The sequence below is a fragment of the Kitasatospora sp. NPDC127116 genome, from assembly GCF_042677365.1.
In the GTDB taxonomy this organism is placed as follows: Bacteria; Actinomycetota; Actinomycetes; order Streptomycetales; family Streptomycetaceae; genus Kitasatospora; species Kitasatospora lactacystinica.
The window spans coordinates 16929-37676 of record NZ_JBHXTL010000100.1; the positions used below are offsets into that span (position 1 = coordinate 16929).

19 protein-coding genes are annotated in these 20748 nt (G+C 74.9%); 10 read left to right on the top strand and 9 right to left on the bottom strand.

Going from position 1 to position 20748, the window contains the following annotated elements:
- Positions 1–5 precede the first annotated feature (5 nt).
- Positions 6–1367, bottom strand: a complete 1362-nt coding sequence (locus ACFVHV_RS31405) for a right-handed parallel beta-helix repeat-containing protein (RefSeq protein WP_359897322.1) — start codon at positions 1365–1367, stop codon at positions 6–8.
- A gap of 31 nt (positions 1368–1398) precedes the next feature.
- Here ACFVHV_RS31405 and ACFVHV_RS31410 point away from each other — a divergent pair, with 31 nt between their 5' ends.
- Positions 1399–2616, top strand: a complete 1218-nt coding sequence (locus ACFVHV_RS31410; RefSeq protein ID WP_380355551.1) for a Dyp-type peroxidase — start codon at positions 1399–1401, stop codon at positions 2614–2616.
- A 161-nt stretch (positions 2617–2777) separates the two neighbouring features.
- On the opposite strand, the gene ACFVHV_RS31415 is transcribed toward ACFVHV_RS31410, so the two are convergent.
- Together ACFVHV_RS31415 and ACFVHV_RS31420 are read right to left on the bottom strand one after the other, a co-directional pair.
- Positions 2778–4028, bottom strand: coding sequence for a cytochrome P450 (locus ACFVHV_RS31415; protein ID WP_359897319.1), 1251 nt, complete (start codon positions 4026–4028; stop codon positions 2778–2780).
- A gap of 102 nt (positions 4029–4130) precedes the next feature.
- Positions 4131–4769: a TetR/AcrR family transcriptional regulator gene (locus ACFVHV_RS31420; protein ID WP_380355554.1), complete on the bottom strand. Its 639-nt coding sequence runs from the start codon at positions 4767–4769 to the stop codon at positions 4131–4133.
- Positions 4770–4870: 101 nt separating this feature from the next.
- Here ACFVHV_RS31420 and ACFVHV_RS31425 point away from each other — a divergent pair, with 101 nt between their 5' ends.
- Positions 4871–5347, top strand: coding sequence for a DUF4345 domain-containing protein (locus ACFVHV_RS31425; protein ID WP_380355556.1), 477 nt, complete (start codon positions 4871–4873; stop codon positions 5345–5347).
- On the opposite strand, the gene ACFVHV_RS31430 is transcribed toward ACFVHV_RS31425, so the two are convergent.
- On the bottom strand, positions 5329–6975 hold the full coding sequence (locus tag ACFVHV_RS31430; RefSeq protein WP_380355558.1) for an FAD-dependent monooxygenase: 1647 nt from the start codon (positions 6973–6975) through the stop codon (positions 5329–5331). The two genes, ACFVHV_RS31425 and ACFVHV_RS31430, sit on opposite strands and share 19 nt — an antisense overlap.
- Before the next feature lie 102 nt (positions 6976–7077).
- Between ACFVHV_RS31430 and ACFVHV_RS31435 the strand changes: the two genes are divergently transcribed.
- Positions 7078–7686, top strand: coding sequence for a TetR/AcrR family transcriptional regulator (locus ACFVHV_RS31435; protein WP_380355561.1), 609 nt, complete (start codon positions 7078–7080; stop codon positions 7684–7686).
- 60 nt (positions 7687–7746) lie between these two features.
- Positions 7747–8289 carry an MOSC domain-containing protein gene (locus ACFVHV_RS31440; RefSeq protein ID WP_380355564.1) on the top strand — a complete coding sequence of 181 codons (543 nt, stop codon included), beginning with the start codon at positions 7747–7749 and terminating at the stop codon, positions 8287–8289.
- A 167-nt stretch (positions 8290–8456) separates the two neighbouring features.
- Here the strand turns inward: ACFVHV_RS31440 and ACFVHV_RS31445 are convergent, their stop codons facing one another.
- Together ACFVHV_RS31445 and ACFVHV_RS31450 are read right to left on the bottom strand one after the other, a co-directional pair.
- The gene (locus tag ACFVHV_RS31445; RefSeq protein ID WP_380355567.1) at positions 8457–8738 is read right to left on the bottom strand and encodes a metal-sensitive transcriptional regulator; all 282 of its coding nucleotides are present in this window, start codon (positions 8736–8738) and stop codon (positions 8457–8459) included.
- 112 nt (positions 8739–8850) lie between these two features.
- Complete coding sequence (locus tag ACFVHV_RS31450; protein WP_380355569.1) at positions 8851–9171, bottom strand: heavy-metal-associated domain-containing protein; 321 nt, start codon at positions 9169–9171, stop codon at positions 8851–8853.
- A gap of 255 nt (positions 9172–9426) precedes the next feature.
- On the opposite strand from ACFVHV_RS31450, the gene metF reads away from it, so the two are divergent.
- Positions 9427–10353, top strand: coding sequence for a methylenetetrahydrofolate reductase [NAD(P)H] (metF, locus tag ACFVHV_RS31455; RefSeq protein WP_380355572.1), 927 nt, complete (start codon positions 9427–9429; stop codon positions 10351–10353).
- A 171-nt stretch (positions 10354–10524) separates the two neighbouring features.
- Here the strand turns inward: metF and ACFVHV_RS31460 are convergent, their stop codons facing one another.
- The gene (locus ACFVHV_RS31460; RefSeq protein WP_380355575.1) at positions 10525–12198 is read right to left on the bottom strand and encodes a serine protease; all 1674 of its coding nucleotides are present in this window, start codon (positions 12196–12198) and stop codon (positions 10525–10527) included.
- 94 nt (positions 12199–12292) lie between these two features.
- Between ACFVHV_RS31460 and ACFVHV_RS31465 the strand changes: the two genes are divergently transcribed.
- The 4 genes from ACFVHV_RS31465 to ACFVHV_RS31480 all read left to right on the top strand — a co-directional run bounded on the left by ACFVHV_RS31465 (position 12293) and on the right by ACFVHV_RS31480 (position 16894).
- Positions 12293–12952: an RNA polymerase sigma factor gene (locus ACFVHV_RS31465; RefSeq protein WP_380355578.1), complete on the top strand. Its 660-nt coding sequence runs from the start codon at positions 12293–12295 to the stop codon at positions 12950–12952.
- On the top strand, positions 12949–14157 hold the full coding sequence (locus tag ACFVHV_RS31470) for a CU044_5270 family protein (protein WP_380355581.1): 1209 nt from the start codon (positions 12949–12951) through the stop codon (positions 14155–14157). Before ACFVHV_RS31465 ends, ACFVHV_RS31470 begins: the two co-directional genes overlap by 4 nt.
- A gap of 236 nt (positions 14158–14393) precedes the next feature.
- A complete protein-coding gene (locus ACFVHV_RS31475) occupies positions 14394–16076 on the top strand; it encodes an amidohydrolase (protein ID WP_380355584.1) in 1683 nt (560 codons plus the stop codon).
- A 32-nt stretch (positions 16077–16108) separates the two neighbouring features.
- Positions 16109–16894, top strand: coding sequence for a LuxR C-terminal-related transcriptional regulator (locus ACFVHV_RS31480; protein ID WP_359897298.1), 786 nt, complete (start codon positions 16109–16111; stop codon positions 16892–16894).
- A 129-nt stretch (positions 16895–17023) separates the two neighbouring features.
- On the opposite strand, the gene ACFVHV_RS31485 is transcribed toward ACFVHV_RS31480, so the two are convergent.
- On the bottom strand, positions 17024–17923 hold the full coding sequence (locus ACFVHV_RS31485; protein ID WP_380355587.1) for a hypothetical protein: 900 nt from the start codon (positions 17921–17923) through the stop codon (positions 17024–17026).
- A gap of 51 nt (positions 17924–17974) precedes the next feature.
- Positions 17975–18289, bottom strand: a complete 315-nt coding sequence (locus ACFVHV_RS31490) for a metal-sensitive transcriptional regulator (RefSeq protein ID WP_359897476.1) — start codon at positions 18287–18289, stop codon at positions 17975–17977.
- A 197-nt stretch (positions 18290–18486) separates the two neighbouring features.
- Between ACFVHV_RS31490 and ACFVHV_RS31495 the strand changes: the two genes are divergently transcribed.
- Positions 18487–20739: a heavy metal translocating P-type ATPase gene (locus tag ACFVHV_RS31495; protein ID WP_380355590.1), complete on the top strand. Its 2253-nt coding sequence runs from the start codon at positions 18487–18489 to the stop codon at positions 20737–20739.
- Positions 20740–20748: the final 9 nt, after the last annotated feature.

Genomic DNA, 20748 nt, shown 5'->3' on the forward strand with positions numbered 1-20748 from the left:
CGGGGTCAGTGCTTCGGCACGGCGTCCGCGGCCTCCGGCAGCGGGTAGGCGCCGGGGTCGACCGGGCCCGGGAGGTCGGTCGCCGGGCGGCCGGGCGCGGTCGGGTCCGGCAGCGACGGCTGGGCCGGCGGGGCCGGGACCTGGCTGAACGGGATGCCGGGCGGCGACTGGACCGGGCTGGTCCGGCCGAGGGGCGGGGCGCCGCGGCCCTGGACGGCGCAGCCCGCCAGGCCCTCCAGGCCGTCCGGGCTCTGGACGGCCGGCTGGTTGCCGGTGAAGCAGTTGCCCGGATCGACGGAGGCGAGCACCAGGTCGGTGCCGTTGCCGGTGGCCCGGTTGTCCTCGACGCGGTTGCCGCTCGCCGGGTGCCCGGGCGGGTCGGTGACGAGGATCCCGGCCGCGCGGTTGCCCCGGACCAGGTTGCGCTGCACCTGGTTGACGGTGCCGCCGCCGATCCCGATGCCGATGCCGTAGGCGCCGTCGGCCTGTTGGGGGGTGTCGGTGGCGTTGTTGTCGGTGACGACGTTGCCCGCGATCACCGCGCCGTGCTGCGGGGCGAGGGCTTCGAGGTCGTTGGAGTTGAGGGTGACGCCGACCCGGTTGCCGCGGACCAGGTTGCCGACGACGGTGAGGTTGTCGGAGGCGTTGGTGATCTCGATGCCGACGGCGTTGCGCTCGACGGTGTTGCCCCGCACCAGGGTGTCGCAGGGCTTGCACTGGCCGACGTAGATGCCGGAGTCGGCGCCCCCGGAGGCGTACGAGTCCTCGATGACTCCGCCGCGGGCGTCGAAGGCGTAGATGCCGTACAGGCCGTTGTTGTACGCGGTGACGTTGCTGGCGCGGAAGCCCTGGACGGGCGGGAAGCGGACGGTGTCCAGCGGGTCGTAGGCGGAGCCGCCGGCGCCGTGCTGCTGCAGCTTCTCGTCGGTGACGCCGGTGAACAGCACGCCGTTGGCGAGGTAGCCGTGGACGGTGAGGTTCTCCACCACCGAGCCGGGGCCGGAGACGGTGATGCCGTTGACCAGCCGCAGGCCGCCGTCCAGGACCACGGTGTTGCGGTCGGTGCCGCGCAGCACGATCTTGGGCTTGGTGAGGCGCACGCTCTCCCGGTAGGTGCCCGGGTCGACCAGCACGGTGTCCCCCTCGCGGGCCACGTCGACGGCCTGCTGGACGGTCGGGAAGTGCTGCGGGACCCGGATGACCGTGCCGTCCGGGTGCTTGGCGTCGGAGGAGGCCGAGCCGCCCGAGGAGCAGCCGGCGAGGGCGAGGACGGCGGCGGCGAGCAGCGCGGGCAGACGCCTGACGGTTCGGGCCCCGCGTGGGGGTGCTTCGGTCGGACCGGGGTGACGGGTGGTCAAAAGTTGCATACGGCGTGTTCTATCGTCTCCAATGTCGCCCATGCATGCCGAAGCCGGAAAGGCGCAGGACCGGACACCGACCGTCAGGACCGGTGTGGGTCGGAGGGCCCTGATCACGGGCGGGGCGGTGGCGGCCGCCGGACTCGGTGCCGGGGCCGCGGCGTTGGCCCTGGGCGGCGGCGACGGCCGGGCGGACCCCGGCCGGCCGGCAGCGGCGCCGGAGCCGTCCGCCGAACCCTTCCACGGCGAACGGCAGGCCGGGGTGACGGCCCCGCAGCAGCCGGCCACCCAGCTGCTGGCCCTCGACCTGGCGCCCGCCGCGACCTCGGACGGGCGGGCCGCCCTGCGCGGCCTGCTCGGCGGGCTGACCCGGGTGCTGGCCGAGGCGGCGGGCGCCCGCCCGGCGGACGCGCGGCTGCGGGACGGCCGGCCGGCCGGGCTCAGCAGCCTGGTGGGGGTCGGGCCGGGCCTCGCCGCCCGGTTGGGGCTGAACGTTCCGCCGGCCCTGCTGACCGAGCTGCCCGCCTTCCCCGGGGACCGGCTCGACCCGGCGCGCGGCGGCGGCGACCTGGTGGTCCAGCTGTGCGCGGTGGACCGCTGGCCGCTGTCCGTGGTCGCCGAGCACGTGGGCGATGCGGCCCGGGCGGCCGGCGCGACGGTGCGCTGGACGCAGTCCGGCTTCCTGGCCCGGACGACCGGGGGCGCCACCCCGCGCAACCTGTTCGGCTTCAAGGACGGCACGGCGAACCCGGACGGTACGGACAGCGGGCAGTGGGTCTGGGGTCCGCCGGGACCGTACGAGCACGGGACGACGCTGGTCTACCGCCGGATCCGGATGGACACCGCCGCCTTCGCCGCCCTCCCCGGGGACCGCCAGGAGCAGGTGATGGGCCGCCGGGCCGGCGACGGCGCCCCGCTCACCGGCACGGCGGAGCACGACGAGCCGGACATCTACACCAAGAACCCGGACGGCTCGTACGTCATCCCGGCCACCGCGCACGTCCGCCTCTCCAGTCCCCGGCTGGACGGCGGCGCCCGGATGCTGCGGCGCGGCTACAGCTACGACGACGGCCCGGGCGACCGCGGCCTGCTGTTCTGCGCCTTCATGCGCGACCCGGCCCAGTTCACCCGGGTCCAGAACCGGCTGGCCGCCCGCGACGCCCTCAACGCCTTCGTCGAGCACACGGCCTCGGCGGTGGCCTACGTGCTGCCGGGCGCGCCCGAGGGCGGGACGCTGGGGGACGGGCTGTTCGGATGAGCTGTTCGGGTGAACGGTGCGGAGGAACAGCCGCTGTCCGGCGGGAACATGAGCACCGGCGCGGCGACGCCGAGTGCGTCGAGCGGCGCCGGGAGCGGTGACCGAGCGCCCTGCCCGACTGTTGACGCCGAGCGGGGCGCCGACCGCGCTCCCGGACGCGGCTACCAGTCCACCGGGAGGCGGGCCGGGCTCCGGGTGGTGCCGCCGAGTTGCCAGGCGAGGTCCGCGACCGGGACGGTGAGGCGCAGGCCGGGCAGCGCGGTTGCGAGGCGGTGCAGGGACTCGCGCATCTCCAGCCGGACCCGCCAGGCGCCGATGCAGTAGTGCGGTCCGGCGCTGAAGGCGAGGGTGGGGGCGGCGAGCGGGAGGCCGAGGTCGGCGTCGAGGCCCTCGGGATGGACGGCCGGGTCGCGGTTGGCGCTGCCGAGGCTGACGGCGACGACCGAGCCGGCCGGGATGGTGACGTCACCGACCTCGATCGGCGCGGTGGTGCGGCGGATGGTGGCCTCGTCGTCGCCGAGCGGGATGTAGTGCAGCAGGCGTTCGGCGGTGCGCTCGGCGATGGCCGGGTCGGCGAGGCGCGGCCAGTGCTCGGGGCGTTCGCCGAGCACGTAGACGAGGGCGTTGGCGAGGGCCCCGGCGACGCTCTCGTTGCCGCTGGCGGTGAGCCCGGCGACCAGGAAGACGAGGGACTCCTCGGGGACGCCGCCGTCCTGGTCCGCGGCCCGGACCAGCCGGCTGACCAGGTCGTCACCGGGCTCGCGGCGCCGGCGGGCGACCAACTCGCCCATGAAGGCGCCGAATTCGGCGAGGGTGTCGTCGTGACCGGTCTCGGTGCCGCGTCGGTCCTCGGCCTGGAGATCGGCCGAGCTCTGGTTCCCGCCCTCGTCCTCGCCCTGGGCGAGCAGGGCGAGCGTCCAGCGGTGCAGCCGCTCCTCGTCCAGGTGGTCGGGCCCGTCCCCGTCGAGCCCCATCAGCCGGGTGGTGACGGCGAACGGCACCGGCCGGGCGAACGCGGGAACGAGGTCGGCCGGCGGGCCGGCGGCGACCAGCCGGTCCACGGACTGCTGGACGGCGGCGGCGACCCAGGGCTGCCAGCCGGCGATGGCGCGCGGGGTGAAGGCCCGTTGGGCGGTGCCGCGCAGCCGGCGGTGGGCGGGCCCGTCCTGGTTGAACAGGGACGCCGGGTTGGCGGCCACGTCGGCGGTGGCACCCGCGGTGCCGACGTCATGCAGGTCGGCCCGGGTGACCCGGGGGTCGCCGAGGACCTGCCGGACGTCGTGGTAGCGGGTGATCAGCCACGCGGGGGTGCCGTCCGGGAGGGTGGTGGGGTGGGGCGGCTGGGCAGGGGTGAGGGGGAGCCGGTGGAGTGGGGGGAGGGTGGTCCGGGGGTCGGCTGCGACGGAGTCCATGGGTCCCTTCGCGGGGTTCGGAGGTCCGGCTGGTCGAGGGGAGTCGAAGCGCGTAATTGTCATATATTCATAGGCAATTGGACGCTTGTGGTGCTTCTCCCGTTACGCCCCGATGATATGCCCTCGGCGCTCCCGGTCGGGTGCCGGATCGGCGGGCAGCAGCGGCCGGAGGGCGCCCAGTACGGCACCGATGCAGGCGTCCCGAAGCTCGGTGCGGGTGCAGGTCTCCTCGGTCAGCCAGTCGATGACCAGCACCCGGACGAACACCAGCCAGCTGCGCAGGACCTGTGACACCGCCTGCCGCGCCCGCTCGTCCGCGAGCGGGAGGACGCCGAGCAGCCGGCCGCGCAGGGCGTCGAGCTCCTCGGCGATGATCGTCTGGATCACCTGGTCCCCGGCCAGCACCCGGTTGGCCGTGAGCACGGCGTGCCGGTTGGCGATGAAGTAGTCCAGGTGGGCGTCCATGCCCTCGACCAGCTGCTCGATCAGGGTGTCGGCCGGGTCGAAGCGGGTCTTGGCGAGCAGGCCGTCGGCGGCCTCCCGGTAGACCGCCGCGAAGAGGTCGTGCTTGCTCGCGAAGTGCCGGTACAGCAGCGCGCGGGAGACTCCGGCCCGCTCGGCGACCTCCTCCATCAGCACCTCCTCGTACGGCCGTTCGGCGAACATCCGGGCGCCGACGGAGAGCAGCTGGGCGCGTCGCTCGGCGAGGGAGAGCCGACGGCGTCGTTCGTGGACTGGCATGCGGGCCAGGCTACTTGACACATGTCTACTTGTCGGCGCTAGCTTGGTGGGGCACGGTTGGTAGACACGTGTCAACCAGACCTCTGACGGGTGGGTGGGTCATGGCCAAGGCGTTACGGGTGCTCACGTGGACGATGGGGATCGCCTGCGTGGCGATCGGCTTCCTCCACATCCTGCTGGGAAACGACGCGATGCCCGGGATCGCGGACGCCGGTCCGACGGTCGGCAGCTTCGGCCGCTTCATGGGCGCGGTCTTCGCCGGGTACGGCGTCGCCTGGATCCGGGCCGCCCGGCAGGCGCCGGTGCCCGCCGGGACGGTCCGGTGGCTGGCGGCGGTGCTCCTGCTGGGCGGCCTCGCGCGGGTGCTGTCGATCGTGGTGGACGGCCGGCCGCACTGGTTCCAGCTGGTGCTGATGGTGATCGAACTCGGGCTCGCACCGGTGTACTTGTGGCTCGCCGACGCCGACGCCGACGCCGACGCCGACGCCGACGAACGGGCCCGGGGCGGGGGCGGCAGCGGGGCCGGAGCCGGGGCCGACGAACGGGCCCGGGGCGGGGCTCAGCCCGCCGGGGCGTAGTCCGCCAGGTGGGCGGCGAGGGTGGCCCGGTCGACGGTGGCGCCGGTCAGCGAGACGTAGCCGTCCGGGCGGACCAGCACGACGGCGTCGCCGCGGAGCCCGTACGCCCGGGCGACGTGGCCGTCGGGATCGAGCACGGCGGCCCGGCGCAGGCCCGGGAGGGCGGGCGGATCGAACGGGTCCGACGGGTCCGACGGGTCCGACGGGTCCGACGGGTCGGACGGGACGGACGGGACGGACGGGGTGGAGCCGGCGGCCAGGGCCGGGTGCTCGCCGACCGTCAGCAGGGTGAGGTGCGGGCCGCGGAACAGGTCGAAGAGCCGGGTCGGCGTGCCGTCGGCGGTGGTGCAGGGCGCGTCGGGGGCGCGGTCGCCGGCCCGGATGCCGGTGGTGTCGTCGAGGTCGCGGCCGAGCGGCCCGCCCCGGTAGCCGACCGACAGCCCGGTGAAGTCGGCCCCCGCCGCGTTGGACATGGTGCGGAACTGGTCGGTGAGGGCGCGGGCGCCGTCGGCGCTGAACAGCCTGCGGTGCTGGGCGGAGGTGGCGGCCAGGACGGCGGCGGCGACCGGCAGCCGCTCGGCCTGGTAGCTGTCCAGCAGTGCCTCGGGGGCGCCGCGCAGCACGGCGGCCAGCTTCCAGCTCAGGTTGTGCGCGTCCTGGATGCCGGTGTTCATGCCCTGGCCGCCCGCCGCCGAGTGGCAGTGTGCGGCGTCCCCGGCGAGGAACACCCGGCCGTCGCGGTAGCGCTCGACCATCCGGACCGTCGGCCGCCAGACGGTGGACCAGGTCGGCTCGTGCAGCCGGACCCCGGGCAGGCCGGCCCGTTCGGCGAACAGCCGGCGGAAGGTCTCCGGGGTCGGGGCCGGCAGCTCGCCGTGCCCGTCCGGTTCGACGAGGACGTGCGCGGCCCAGGTGTCGTCCTCGCGCATCGGGACCAGCACCAGGGCGCCGACCCCCAGTCGGGGGTGGTTCCACAGGTGCATGCGGTCGGCGTCCAGGCCGTCCACGTCCAGGGTGGCCATCAGGAAGCGTTCCTCGTCCCAGGTCTCGCCGAGGAAGGGGATGCCGGCCAGTTTGCGGACGGTGCTGCGGCCGCCGTCGCAGCCGACGAGGAAGCGGGCGCCCAGCTGCTCGGTGCGGCCGTCGCGGCGGAGGGTGGCGAGCACGCCGTCCGCGTCCTGGGTGTGGCCGACCAGCTCGGTGCCGGTCTCGACGGTGACGCCGTGCCCGGCGAGCCGCTCGCGCAGCACGGCCTCGGTGTGGTGCTGGGCGAGCAGCAGCATGCCGTTGTACGGGCGGTCGGGGGTCGGGCGGTTGGTGGGCGCCGGGTCGACCTCCCCGACGATCCGGTCGCCCTCGTAGGTGCGGACCTTGAGGTTGAGCGTGCCCCGGTCGAGGATCGCGTCGGCGACGCCGAGGTCGTGGAAGACCTCCAGCGTGCGCGGGGTGATCCCCTTGCCGCGCACGCCCCGGTCGCGGAAGCCCGGCTCCCGCTCGACGACGCGGCAGGCGACCCCGGCGCGGGCCAGGCCGACGGCGAGCGCGAGGCCCACCGGGCCGGCGCCGGCCACCAGGACCTCGGTCGCACGGTCGGGGTGGGCGGGGCGAGTGCTGTGAACGGTGCGCATGACGGATCCCCCTCGGCCGTCCGGCCATAAGATACGGCGCGTTTCCTGCTTCCGACTGTAGACTCGGGCCCACAAGAAACGCAACGTATCTACGAGGGGTGGGTGCGGAAACCCGTGGAGCAGGGCAAGCCGGTGCGGCGGCGCGGCGACGAACTGGAACGGGCGATCCTGGACGCCGTCTGGGGCGAACTCGTCGAGCACGGCTACGACCGGCTCACCATGGACGGCGTCGCCGCCCGTGCCCGGACCAGCAAACCGGTGCTCTACCGACGCTGGCCGAACCGCCCCGCCCTGGTCATCGCCGCCCTCGGCCGCAACGCCCCGGACTTCCAGGAACCGCCGGACACCGGCGAGTTGCGCGCCGACATGCTGCTCTTCATGCGCAGCCTGCTGCACCGCTTCGACGACCTGCCGGGCGAGGCCGTGCACGCCTTCCTGGTCGACCTGCTCCGCGACCCGGAACTCCGGGCCCGCTTCACCGGCTCGCTGACCTCCGGCGGCCCGGTGAACACCCTGGAGACGATGCTGCGCAGAGCCGCCGGCCGGGGCGAGATCAACCCCGACCGGATCACCCCGAGGGTCGTCTCGCTCCCGCTCGACCTGCTGCGCGACGCCTTCCTGACGGGCGGGACGGTGGCGCCGGACCGGGTGGTGGAGGAGATCCTGGACGAGGTCGTGCTGCCGCTGCTGCGGGCACCCTCGGAGGGTTGACCGCGCGGTGGCCGTGCCTCAGCGTCGATCGAACGAACATCCGTGAAGGGAGTCCGGAACATGAGCGGCACCGTGGTGGCGGTCAGCAGCAACGCCGAGTACTCGTTCACCAAGCCGAACCGGGACGGCATCACGCTGCTCGCCGGACTCGGCGTCGAGGGCGACGTGCACGCCGGGGTGACGGTCAGGCACCGCTCCCGCGTCGCCCAGGACCCGACCCTGCCCAACCTGCGCCAGGTCCACCTGATCCACCGCGAACTGCTCGCCGAACTCGGCGAGTCGGGCTTCGACGTGGCGCCGGGCGCGCTCGGCGAGAACATCACCACCGAGGGCGTGGACCTGCTCGGCCTGCCGGTCGGCGCCGTGCTGCGGATCGGCCCGGAGGCGGCGGTGGAGATCACCGGCCTGCGCAACCCGTGCGCCCAGATCGACGCCTACCGGCCCGGCCTGCTCAAGCAGGTCGTCGGCCGCGCCGAGGACGGCACGATCGTGCGCCGCGCCGGAATCATGGGCATCGTCCGCACCGGCGGCCCGGTCCGGCCCGGCGACACCGTCGCGGTCGAGCTGCCCGACGGCCCGCACCGCCCGCTCGACCGGGTCTGAGGGCGTCGGGGTGTCGGGGCGTCATCGATCGACGACCCGGTTGATCCCCCAAGTCGGCATCTCCACAAGCCGGATGGCCGTCGAGCATACCCCCACCCCGTAACGGCGACGGCTCCCGGCGCGTGAGCGGCCGGGAGCCGGGGTGGAGCCTGCGTCGCTGACGAAGGTCAGGACCTGACCAGACGGGCGATGGCCTGATTGGCCTCGCGGATCTTGGTGCCCGCCTCCTGGCCGCCCTCGGCGATGGCGTCCCGGACGCAGCATTCGATGTGCTCGTCGAGGAGTTGGAGGGCGAAGGACTGGAGGGCGCGACTGGCGGCGGAGACCTGGGTCAGGACATCGATGCAGTAGGTGTCCTGCTCGACCATGCGCTGAAGACCACGGATCTGGCCCTCGATGCGGCGGAGCCGCTTGAGGAAGTCGTCCTTGTGGGAGCTGTAGCTGGCCATGGCCGTCTCCGGTTCCTGTGCGGTGAGGCGTGCCCACACTCTACCGGCGGCGCGGTAGGGGGAGTCGGCCCGGACGGGCGGGGTGGTGCCCGCCCGGGCCGACGTCCGCGGGTCAGCCCTCGACGCGGCCGACCAGCTCGTAGCCGGCCTCGTCGACGGCGGCGGCCACCTCGGAGTCGGCGAGCGACCGGGTGCTGCCGACGGTGACCGTGCCGGTGGCGAGGTCCACGGCGACGTCGTCGACGCCGTCGAGCTTCTTCAACTCGGCGGTCACCGAGGTGACGCAGTGGCCGCAGGTCATGCCCTTCACCTGGAAGACCGAGGTCCGGGCGGACTCGGCGGCCGGGGCCGCGCCGGCGCCGGTGCCGCACGAGCCGCAGCAGGAGGAGGTCTCGGTGGCGGCGGACTCGACGGTGACGGTGGTCTCGCTCATGGGTGTGCTCCTGTCGTGGATGCCCGGCGCCGGCCGGGCTGTCCGGGCGGCTGCTTCGCTGGTGAACATACCATACCCCCCTAGGGTAATGAAGAGGGTGCGCCGCGGCGCCTCCCGTCCGGCCGGCGCAGTGCTGTCCGGCGCGGCGCGGGCGTCAACACGGCGCTGTGACAGTCCTGTTGCGGGTGCCCGGGCAAGGTGGGGGAGCTGCCCCGCATCCCCGGACGACCGACACCACCACCAGAGGTGAACCCCATGGACCAGAGCACCCGGCCCGCCGCCCCGCGCGGCCTGCGCGAGATCCTCGCGGCCGGCGAGCGGACCTACTCCTTCGAGTTCTTCCCCGCCAAGGACGAGGCCGGTGAACGCGCCCTGTGGGCGGCGATCCGGCGGGTGGAGGCGGTCGCGCCGACCTTCGTCTCGGTCACCTACGGCGCCGGCGGCTCCTCGCGCGACCGCACCATCGGCACCACCGAGCTGATCGCCGCGCAGACCACCCTGCGCCCGGTGGCCCACCTGACCGCCGTCGGCCACTCCACCGCCGAACTCCAGGCCGTCCTGCGGCGCTACGCGGACGCCGGCATCCGCGACGTCCTCGCCCTGCGCGGCGACCCGCCGGGCAACCCCAACGGCGCCTGGCAGCCGCACCCGCAGGGCCTGCGGTACGCGGCCGAGCTGGTCCAACTGGTCAAGGAATGCGGCGCGTTCACCGTCGGCGTGGCCGCCTTCCCGGAACGCCACCCGCGCTCGGCGGACTGGGACGGCGACATCCGGCACTTCGTCGCCAAGTGCCGCGCCGGCGCCGACTACGCCGTCACCCAGATGTTCTTCGAGGTCGAGCACTACCTGCGGCTGCGCGACCGGCTGGCCGCGGCGGGCTGCGACACCCCGGTCATCCCCGAGATCATGCCCGCCACCGACGTGCGCCAGATCAGCCGCTTTGCCGAGCTCAGCGGCGCGTCCTTCCCGGCCGGCCTGGCGCGGCGACTGGAAGCGGCCCGCGGCGACCGCGCGGCGGCCCACCGCATCGGCGTCGACCACGCCACCCGGATGGCCGAGCGCCTCCTCCGCGAGGGAGCCCCCGGCCTGCACTACATCACCCTGAACCGCTCCACCGCCGCACTGGAGATCCACCGCAACCTCGACCCGACGGCCCGCCCCCTGACCGCCACCCCCGCCTGACCCCGAACTCCCCCCGCAGATCCGTTCCGCGAGGCCGGCGGGCGCGGGGAGCCCCTTGCCGTTGGCGGTCATGGGCGGCCGGGCCGGTGAGAACCGGCCCGGCCACCCCGCTGGACTCCACCCGTGCGAGGCCGGGACTTCCGGTGGGCGGCCGTCAGGTGTGGGCGGGGGTCACCGGGTGCGGTAGGCGTCGGAGATGGTCTGGTCGAGGGTGTTGCCGTCGGCGTCGGTGAGTTCGGCGCGCAGGGAGACGGCGGTGCCTGCCGGCGGGTTCTGGACGGTGACGGCGCCGGCCTCGACCGGGAGGCGGGTCCACGAGGCGCCGCCGTCGGTGGAGGCCGAGACGGTCAGGGAGCGGGCGCGGCCGTCCGCGGCGGCGCCCTGCACGGTGATCGGGACGCGCAGCGGGCTGCCGGCCGTCGCGGTGCCGGCCGGGGTGAGCTCGGGCGAGAACCGTACGACGCTCACCGGGAGGGCGGTCGGCCCGGTGGTGGCGGCCGAGGTGAAGGTCCAGGACGCGTTGACGCGGGTGGTCGCGCCGGCCGCGGCCTTGCGGGTCGCGGTGGCGGCCAGGCGGTACGAGGCCTTGTCCGGGGTCACGGTGAACTCGCCGCGTCCTGCCGCGCCGGACGCGGCGCCGACCAGCACGCCGTCGCGGTACAGCGAGGTGTGGGCGGTGTCGAACGACGGGGTCCACGGCGCGTGGCCGTCGCCGTCGGCGAGCAGCGGGACGTCGGCGGTGATCCGGTCGCCGTCGCGGGAGACGGCGGGCCGGTCGGTGAGTGCGGGGCCGAAGACGGGGCCGTCGAAGGTGTGGGTGGTCGTGGTGCCGGCCCGGACGGCGAGGCGGTCGGCGGTGTAGTGGTTCGGCCTGCTGCCGTCGGCGCGGGGGACGGTGACGCCGATGTCCCAGGTGCCGCGCTCGGGTGCGACGAGGAAGGTGGCGGTGCCGGGGGTGGCGATGCTCCGGGACTCGCCGATGCTCGCCCCGTCGGTCGGCTGGAGGCTGACGAGCGCGGTGCCGGCGCCGCCCGGTCCGGCGGCACCGCGGATGTTCACGGTGGCCAGTTCCCGCGCGGAGTAGTGCTTGCTGAGCCCGGTCAGCGCGCGGGTGCCGGAGAAGGTCCTGCCGAGCAGGTAGCCGCGGGTGCCGGTCTCCCAGTTGACGTCGAACCACTGCTTCACCTCCCCGGCCCCGGTCTCCGGCCCGAGGTGGGCGACGCGCAGGTTCGGCGACCCGTTGGCGACGTTGACGGTCCGGGTGGCACCCTCGTGGGTGACCTCGACGAACATCCCACTGTGCCGGAAGCGCGCGGTGTCGTCCGGCGGCCGGACGTCGACGAGGGCGGTGGTCCGCGCGTCGACGGTGACGGTGGTGTCGTGGTCGAGGTCGAGGCGCGGCTGGACGATCCAGTCCGTCCAGATCGTTCCGCCCGGCTCCAGGCCCGAGGTCAGATTGCTGTCCAGCAGGTACCGGCCCTTGGGCAGCCGCACGGTGGTGGTGCCGGAGGGGGCGTCCAGTTGGACCGAGGTGTCGGCGCCGGGGCCGGAGATCCCGGTGACGCTGGTCCGGTACGGCGCGGTCGCGCGGCCGGCGCGGTCCAGGTGCTTGACGGTGAGGGTGTACGTCTCCGGCTCCACGGCGAAGGCCGTGCCGGTGAGGGCCGTGCCGCCGAAGGCGGGGGTCGAGGTGCCGACCAGGGCGACGGCGACGGCCAGGGCCCGGAGGGCGTTCCGGCGGGAAGCGGAACGGGAGGCGGAACGGGAGGCGGAGCGGGCGGCGGAGCGAGGGACGGAACGAGCGACGGAGCGGCGTGCGGAACGGGGAGCGGAGGTTGCGGTCATGTCCTGTACTGCTCGGACGGACGGGGGAGTTCCTGTGACGCACGTCACCGGAACCCGGGCGCCGGACCGGGCAGGGCAGAGTGTGGAAGCACTCATGAGAACGCGTCTTCGCCGCGGCGACCCCGACGTCCTGGGCGAGCTGTACGACGAGCACGCCCAGGTGTTGTACCGCTACGCCCTGCGCGTGACGGGCGACTGGGCGGAGGCCGAGGACGTCGTCTCGACGACCTTCCTGGAGGCGTGGCGAGGCCGGGAGCGGCTGCACCCCGACGGCGACGGGCTGCGCCCGTGGCTGCTGGGGATCGCGACCAACGTCATGCGCCGCAATGCCCGTGCCCGTCGGCGCCGTGACCTCGCGCTCGCCCGGATCCCGGAGCGCGGTTCGGTCCCGGACTTCGCCGACGACCTGGTCGCGCACCTCGCGGACGTGGAGCAGTTGCGTGCCGCCCGCCGGGCGCTCGCCCGGCTCCGGCGCCGCGACCGGGAGGTCTTCACCCTCGTGGTGTGGGCCGGACTGGACTACGCGAGCGCGGCCGAGGCGCTCGGCACGCCGGTCGGCACGGTCCGCTCGCGACTGTCCCGGGCCCGCGCCCGACTGCGCGAACTCACCGAGGCCGAGGCCCGTGCCGAGGCCCGTGCCGAGGCCAGAGCCGCGGCCAGGGCGCACGCCAGGGCCCGTGCCGCCGCCCCCGCCCTGCCCGTACCGGGCCGCCTCCCCGCGCTCCGGCCGTCGACCCAGGAGAGCCACGGATGAACGCCACCCCATGGCGCGGTAGGCCGCGCCCGTCGTCCGGGGAGCCCGGGGAACCTGAGGAGCCCAGGGAGCCCGAGGAGTCGGGGGGACCCGGGAGATCGGACGCGTCCGAGGAGTCCGGGCGCCGCGAGCTCGCCGAGCTGCTGCCGCCGCCGGCGGTGCCCGGCCTGGGTGCGGATCGCCAACTGCTGCTGAGGGAACAGGTGTTGCGCCGGGCCGCCGCATCCGCGGAGCCGCCGGGCCGCCGCTCCGCCCCGCGGGCCCCGTTCCGGCGTCCGGCAAGGTTCCGGATCGCGGTGCCGGCGCTGGCCTGCGCGCTCGCGGTCGCCGGTGTCCTGGCGGTGGACCTCGGGGGCGCGGGGACGGCCGGGCGCGACCGCACGGTGGCGCAGGGCGGTGCCGCCGTCACCTCCGAAGCGGCTCGGCTCCTCGACCGGATCGCGCTCGCCGCCGCGGCGGGGCCGGAGCAGCCGACGGTCGGCGCCGACCGGTTCGTCTTCATCGAGAGCAGGGTGGCCTACGCCGCGCAGAGTGCGGCGGGCGGTCCCGTGGCGATGGCTCCCGCTCACACCCGGCAGGTCTGGCTGTCCGCCGACGGCAGCCGTCCCGGCCTGCTGCGCGAGGAGGGCGGGCCCGACACCCGGCTCGGCGAGGACGGGCCGGTCCTCCTCCTCGACCGGCCGGGGGCGTCGCCGCGGCCCGACGCCTCGCGCGGGAGCGGCCCGTCGATCGGCGAACCGACCCACGCGTACGTCGCCTCCCTGCCCACCGACCCGGACGCCCTGCTGAGGCTGATCCGGGAACAGACCGGCGGTGCGGGCCAGGCCGGTGCGGGCCGGGGCGGCGCCGGCCAGGACCCGGACCAGCGGGCCTTCGCGGCGATCGGCGACCTGCTGGCCGAGACCTGGGCGCCGCCGCGGGTCAGTGCCGCGCTCTACCGGGCCGCCGAGCGGATCCCCGGGGTCACCGTGGTCCCGTCGGCCGGGGACGCCGCCGGCCGGGAGGGCGTCGCCGTGGCCCGTACGGCGCACGGGCGGCAGACGCAGTGGGTCTTCGACCGGACCACGTACGCGTTCCTCGGCGAGCGCACGGTCCTCAGCGAGGCCGGCGAGGCGGGGCCGGCGGGGACGGTGGTCGGCACGTCCGCGGTCCTCGTCAAGGGGGCGGTCGACCGTGTCGGCGAACTCCCGCGGGCGGCAGGCTGATCCGGGCCGCCGCCGCACGGACCGCCGCACGGACCGCCGCACTGACCGCCGTACTGGCCCCGCCCTCCTCGCCGGGCCCGTCCACCTCGCCGGGCCCGCGCGCATCGGTGGGATGACCGATGTGCGGGCGGCGGGGGCGCGGCCATAGTCCTGGCAGGAGCGTGCACGGGTGGCCGCGGTGCGCCCGGTTCCCGAAAGGACGTCCTGTGGACACGTGTGCGGCGTATGCGGATCTGGTGTTTCTCGGCGGGCGGGTGGTCACGGTCGACGCGGACTTCTCCGTCGCCTCGGCCCTGGCGGTGACCGGTGCGGTCATCAGCGCCGTCGGCGGAAAGGACGACGTCGCGCCGCTGATCGGGCCCCGCACCCGGGTCGTCGACCTTCGGGGGGCGACGCTGCTTCCCGGCATCAACGACTCCCACCTGCACGGATGCGCCTTCGGCATGGCGACGCCGCCGCTCTCCCTCGACCTCGGCCACCCCGCGGTGTCCTCGCTCGGGGACGTGGCCGAGGCGGTGCGGGAGGCCGTCGGACGCACCCCGGCCGGGCAGTGGACCACCGGGCACGGCTGGGACACCGGGTACCTCGACGAGTGCCTCCTGGATCCTTCGCGGCAGCCCTCGCGGCACGACCTCGACGCCGTGAGCCCGGACCACCCCGTCGTGCTGTACTCCTTCTCCGGACACGCCACCTGGGTCAACTCCAAGGCCCTGGAGCTCATCGGGATCGACCGGAACACCGTCGCCCCGCCCGGCGGGGCCATCGTGGTGGACGGGGCGGGAGAGCCCACCGGGCTGCTCCACGAGGGGGCCCAGGCCCTCGTCCGGAACGCGCTGCCGCCGCTCGGCCGGCAGGAGCGGACCGCCGCGATCAGGACGACCCTCACCACCCTCGCCCGGCTCGGCGTGACCAGCTACACGGAGCCCGGGCTCGGCCCCGGCGGCGAGGGCATCATGCGGGGCGCGCTCGGCGAGGAGACCCTCGACGTGTACCGCCGGCTGCTGGCCGACGGCGAACTGACCGCCCGCGTCGGCGTCCTGCTGCTGCCCACCGGCATGGCGAGCACCACCGAGGAGTTCGCCCGCGGCCTCGCCGCCCTCGGTGAGCCCGGCGACACGGACCCGCGCCGCCTCGCGGTCCACGGGGTCAAGGTCTTCGCCGACGGCATCGTCCCCAACAGGACGGCCTGGATGCACGAGCCGTACGTCGGCGGCGGCTGCGGCTCCCTGTGCGTCGGCGGCGACACCGACACCGAGCGGACCGCCGGGATCGGGGCCATGATCCGGCTCGCCCACACCGCCGGGCACCAGCTGGGCGTCCACGTCACCGGCGACCGGGCCATCGACACCGTCGCGGACGCCTTCGCCGCGGCCGTGGCCGAGCACCCGCGGCCCGACGCCCGCCACTACGTCATCCACGGCGACTTCCTCACCGCGCACAGCATGGAGGTGCTGGCCGCGCACGGCTTCGGCGTCAACATGAACCCCACCATCAAGTGGACCGTCGCCGACATGGAGGAGGAACTCGTCGGCGCCGAGCGGGCCGCGTACGCCTGGCCCTACCGCGACGCCGTCGACGCCGGTGTGCGGGTCACGAGCGGATCCGACGCGCCCGTCACCCACCCGGACTGGCGCCAGGGCGTCGCCACCATGATGCTGCGCGAGTCCAAGGCCGCCGGCCGGGTCAGCGGCCCCGAGCAGCGCATCGGGCTGGCCGAGGCGCTGCGCACCTACACGATCGACGCGGCCTGGCAGGACTTCGCCGACGACTGGAAGGGCTCCCTGGAGCCGGGCAAGGCCGCGGACCTGTGCGTGCTCGACGGGGACCTGCTCGCCGCCGATCCCCGCGACATCCCGACGATGCCCGTCCTCCTCACCGTCATGGACGGGCGGATCGTGCACGACGCCCTGCGCGATTGACGTAACTCCGGGCACATGATCATCCTTGGACGGTGGCGGCGGAGCGAAGCGGGGCGGAACGGAACGGGACGGACATCCTGGACGCGGCCGTCCGGGTCCGCGAGGCCGCCAGGGGTGCCGCGGCCGGTACGACCGGCCTCGACGCGGTCCTGGCGGCACTGTCGGAGGTGATGGAGTACGACCACGCCTCCCTGGCCCGGTGGGATCCGCTGCGCGGGCACCACACCACCCTGGCCGGGAGCTACCCGGACGACGCCACCGCGTACATCGAGACCCGCCTGCACCGCGATCCGGTGTTCCCCGTGCTCCGCAGTCCGGCCCGGGGCGGCCTGTGGCTCGGGGACGTCCCCGGGCGGCTCCTCGCGGCCTCACCGGGCTTCCGGGAGGTGCTGCGCCCCCTCGGCATCGAGGACGGCGTGGCCCAGTGCCTCTTCGCCGTCGACGGCCGGTACGTCGGGATGCTGAACGTGAGCACCCGTCGGCCGCGGCGCGCGCCCGATCCCGCCCGGGCCGTGGTCACCCTGCTCAGCGAGGCGCTCGCCGCGGCCGTCGCCCCCCGGGCGGGCTCGCGGCCCGAGGGCGCGACCGCGGCCGTCCCGCCCGCGTCGGCCCGGCCCGGCGGACTCTCGCCCCGGGAGCTCCAGGTCCTGGCCGAACTGACGGCCGGCCGCACCAACCGGGAGATCGCCGAGCGGCTGTACATCACGCCGCGCACGGTGGGGACCCACATCGAGCACATCCTCGCCAAGCTCGACCTCCCCAACCGCGCGGCCGCCGCGGCCCGGGCCGCGGCCTGGGGGATCGGCTGCTCCCGCTGACGCGGACCGGCGGCCCGCGGCCGTACGAGCCGTACGCGTCGTACGAGCGGGGCGGTCGTACGCGTCGTACGCGCCGTCCGGGCGGGGCGGTCGGCGCGGGATCGTCCGGCGCCCCGCGGACGGGCCCGCTCAGTGCTGGTGGTCGGCGGGGGCCGGGGCCCCGGCGGCGCCGTCCGTCGTCACGGTGAAGGCCGCCGTGCGGACGGTGTCCTGGTGCTTGAAGTCCAGGAAGAGGCGGTAGCCGCCGGTGCTCGGGGCGGTGGTGGTGAAGCCGATCTCCGGGCCCGGGGCGCCGGTGTCCGGGTGGACGTGCAGGTAGGCGAGGTCGCCGGCGCGCAGCGCGACGAGGTGGCCGTACGCGCCGAGGTAGGGCTGGAGGTCGGTGACGGGCCTGCCGTCCTTGCTGACACTCAGGGTCAGCCTGCCGCTGCGCCCGGGCGTGAGGTCGCCGCCCAGGGTGACGGTGTAGCCGTCGACCGTGACGGTCCGTCCGGTCTCCGGCAGCGGGGCGGGCCGCAGGTCGCCCGCGGCGTGCAGGTCGGCGCCGAGGGTGAGTCCCTCGGCGGCGCCGGCCGGGGTGAAGTCCGCGAGGACCCGGTACTCCCCGGCGGCGGGGACGGCGGTGCGGGCGCTCCAGGTGCCGTCGGCGGCCAGGGTCGGGTGCAGGTGCTGGAAGGTCGACAGGTCGCGCGGGGCGACGATCAGGTGCAGGTCCTTCTCGTGCTCCTGCTGGTAGGCGGTGACGGGCTTGCCGTCGCTGCCGAGGATGCGGAAGCGCAGGTCGGTGGGGGAGCCGGCGGTCACGAAAGCGTTGTCGACGCTGAGTGTGTAGCCGCGCTCGGAGATCTGGAGCCCGCCGGGCAGGTGCTCGGCGCCGCCGCCCGACTCCTCGGTGTGCCCCGCGTGCCCGGCCATGGCGGGCTTGGGGGAGGGGTCGCCGCTGCCGGTGGCGTGGCCGACGCCGAGGGCGAGGCCGAAGGCGGCGGCGAGTCCGGCGGCGAAGGCGGTGATGCGCAGCGGGGTGTTCATGACGCGGTTTCTCCTCGTGGCGCGGAGCGAAAGGGGGGGTGGGGCGGGCGCTCAGGCCCGCATGAGCCGGGCGATGGCCTGCGTGGCCTCGGCGACCTTGGCGTCCGCCTCGGCGCCGCCGGCCGCGATGGCGTCGTGGACGCAGTGGGCGAGGTGGGAGTCGAGCAGCTGCAGGGCGACCGACTGGAGGGCCTTGGTGGCGGCCGAGACCTGGGTGAGCGTGTCGATGCAGTAGGTGTCGGTGTCGACCATGCGCTGGAGGCCGCGGATCTGGCCCTCGACGCGGCGCAGTCGGCGCAGCAGCCGGTCCTTGTCGTCGTGGTAGCCGGCCATGGGGTCCTCCTCGGGGTTCCGGCGGGGTTCGATGCCTTGAGTGAATACCCCATGGGGGTATCGAGTCAAGCGATCGCCGCCCCGGAAAAATACCTGCCAGGGGTATCGCTCAACCCTTGCGGTCGATACCCCTCGGGGGTATAAATGAACCCGGCACCGCCCGATACCCCTCCTAGGTATGAAGGCCCGGCCGCCGAACGTACCGCACGACGACGTCACGAGGAGCGACGATGACTACCCAGGCACCCGCCTCCGCGGAGGTGGAACTCTCGATCGGCGGAATGACGTGCGCCTCCTGCGCGGCCCGCATCGAGAAGAAGCTCAACCGGATGGACGGGGTCACCGCCAGCGTCAACTACGCCACCGAGAAGGCGAAGGTCTCCTTCGAGGGCGGGGTCGAGGTCGCCGACCTGATCGCCACCGTCGAGGCCACCGGCTACACCGCCGCGCTGCCCGCGCCCCCGGCCGCGGCGGGCGGCGCGGACGCCGAGCGGCCCGGGCCGGCCGACGAACTGGCCCCGCTGCGCCAGCGGCTGTTCACCGCGGTGGCGCTCGCCGTGCCGGTGATCGCGATGGCGATGGTGCCGGCCCTCCAGTTCGACAACTGGCAGTGGCTGTCGCTGACCCTCGCCGCCCCGGTCGTCACCTACGCCGCCTGGCCGTTCCACCGGGCCGCGTTCACCAACGCCCGGCACGGCGCCGCGACCATGGACACCCTGGTCTCGCTCGGCACCCTCGCCGCGTTCCTCTGGTCGCTGTGGGCGCTGTTCCTCGGCGACGCCGGGATGCCGGGCATGCGGCACGGCTTCGAGTTCACCATCGGCCGCAGCGACGGCTCGTCCAACATCTACCTGGAGGCGGCGGCCGGCGTCACCGCCTTCATCCTGGCCGGCCGCTACTTCGAGGCGCGCTCCAAGCGCACCGCCGGGGCCGCGCTCAAGGCGCTGCTGGAACTGGGCGCCAAGGACGTGACGGTGCTGCGCGGCGGAACCGAACTGCGCATCCCGATCGCGGACCTCGCGGTGGGCGACCGCTTCGTGGTCCGGCCGGGCGAGAAGATCGCCACCGACGGTGTGGTGGTCGAGGGCGCCTCGGCCGTGGACGCCTCGATGCTGACCGGCGAGTCCGTCCCGGTCGAGGTCGGGGTCGGGGACGCCGTCACCGGCGCCACCGTCAACGCGGGCGGGCGCCTGGTGGTCGAGGCCACCCGGGTCGGCGCCGACACCCAGCTGTCCCGGATGGCCCGGCTGGTCGAGGACGCGCAGAACGGCAAGGCCGCCGCCCAGCGCCTCGCCGACCGGATCTCCGCGGTCTTCGTGCCGATCGTGATCACCCTCGCGGTGGCCACCCTCGGCTACTGGCTGGGCACCGGCGAGGGCTGGACCGCCGCCTTCACGGCAGCGGTGGCCGTGCTGATCATCGCCTGCCCGTGCGCCCTCGGCCTGGCCACCCCGACCGCCCTGCTGGTCGGCACCGGCCGCGGCGCCCAGCTGGGCGTCCTGATCAAGGGCCCGGAGGTGCTGGAGTCCACCCGCAAGGTCGACACCATCGTCCTGGACAAGACCGGCACCGTCACCACCGGCCAGATGACCCTGCTCGCGGTGCACACCGCCGAGGGCGTGGACCGGGCCGAGGTGCTGCGCCTGGCCGGCGCCCTGGAGCACGCCTCCGAACACCCGATCGCCCGGGCGATCGCCACCGCCGCCGCCAAGGCCGGCGAACTGCCCGCCGTCGAGGGCTTCGAGAACGTCCCGGGCCTCGGCGTCCAGGGCGTGGTGGACGGCCACGCCGTGGTGGCCGGCCGGGAGGCCCTGCTGAACGCGTGGTCGCAGCACCTGCCCGAGACGCTGGCCGAGGCCAAGCGCACCGCCGAGGCGGCCGGCCGCACCGCGATCGCGGTCGGCTGGGACGGCGAGGCACGGGCCGTGCTGGAGGTCGCCGACGCGGTCAAGCCGACCAGCGCCGAGGCGATCGGCAAGCTGCGCGCACTGGGCCTGACCCCGGTGCTGCTCACCGGCGACAACCAGCTGGTCGCCGAGGCCGTGGCGGCCGAGGTCGGCATCGCTCCGGAGCACGTGATCGCCGAGGTCATGCCGCAGGACAAGGTCGACACCGTCAAGCGGCTGCAGGCCGAGGGCAAGGTCGTGGCGATGGTCGGCGACGGCGTCAACGACGCCGCCGCGCTCGCCCAGGCCGACCTGGGCCTGGCGATGGGCACCGGCACCGACGCCGCCATCGAGGCCGGCGACCTCACCCTGGTCCGCGGCGACCTGCGCTCGGCGGCCGACGCCATCCGGCTCTCCCGCAAGACCCTGGGCACCATCAAGGGCAACCTGTTCTGGGCCTTCGGCTACAACGTGGCGGCGATCCCGCTGGCCGCGGCCGGCCTGCTCAACCCGGTGATCGCGGGTGCCGCGATGGCCTTCTCCTCGGTCTTCGTGGTCACCAACAGCCTGCGGCTGCGCCGCTTCCGGCCCGCCTGAGTCCGTACG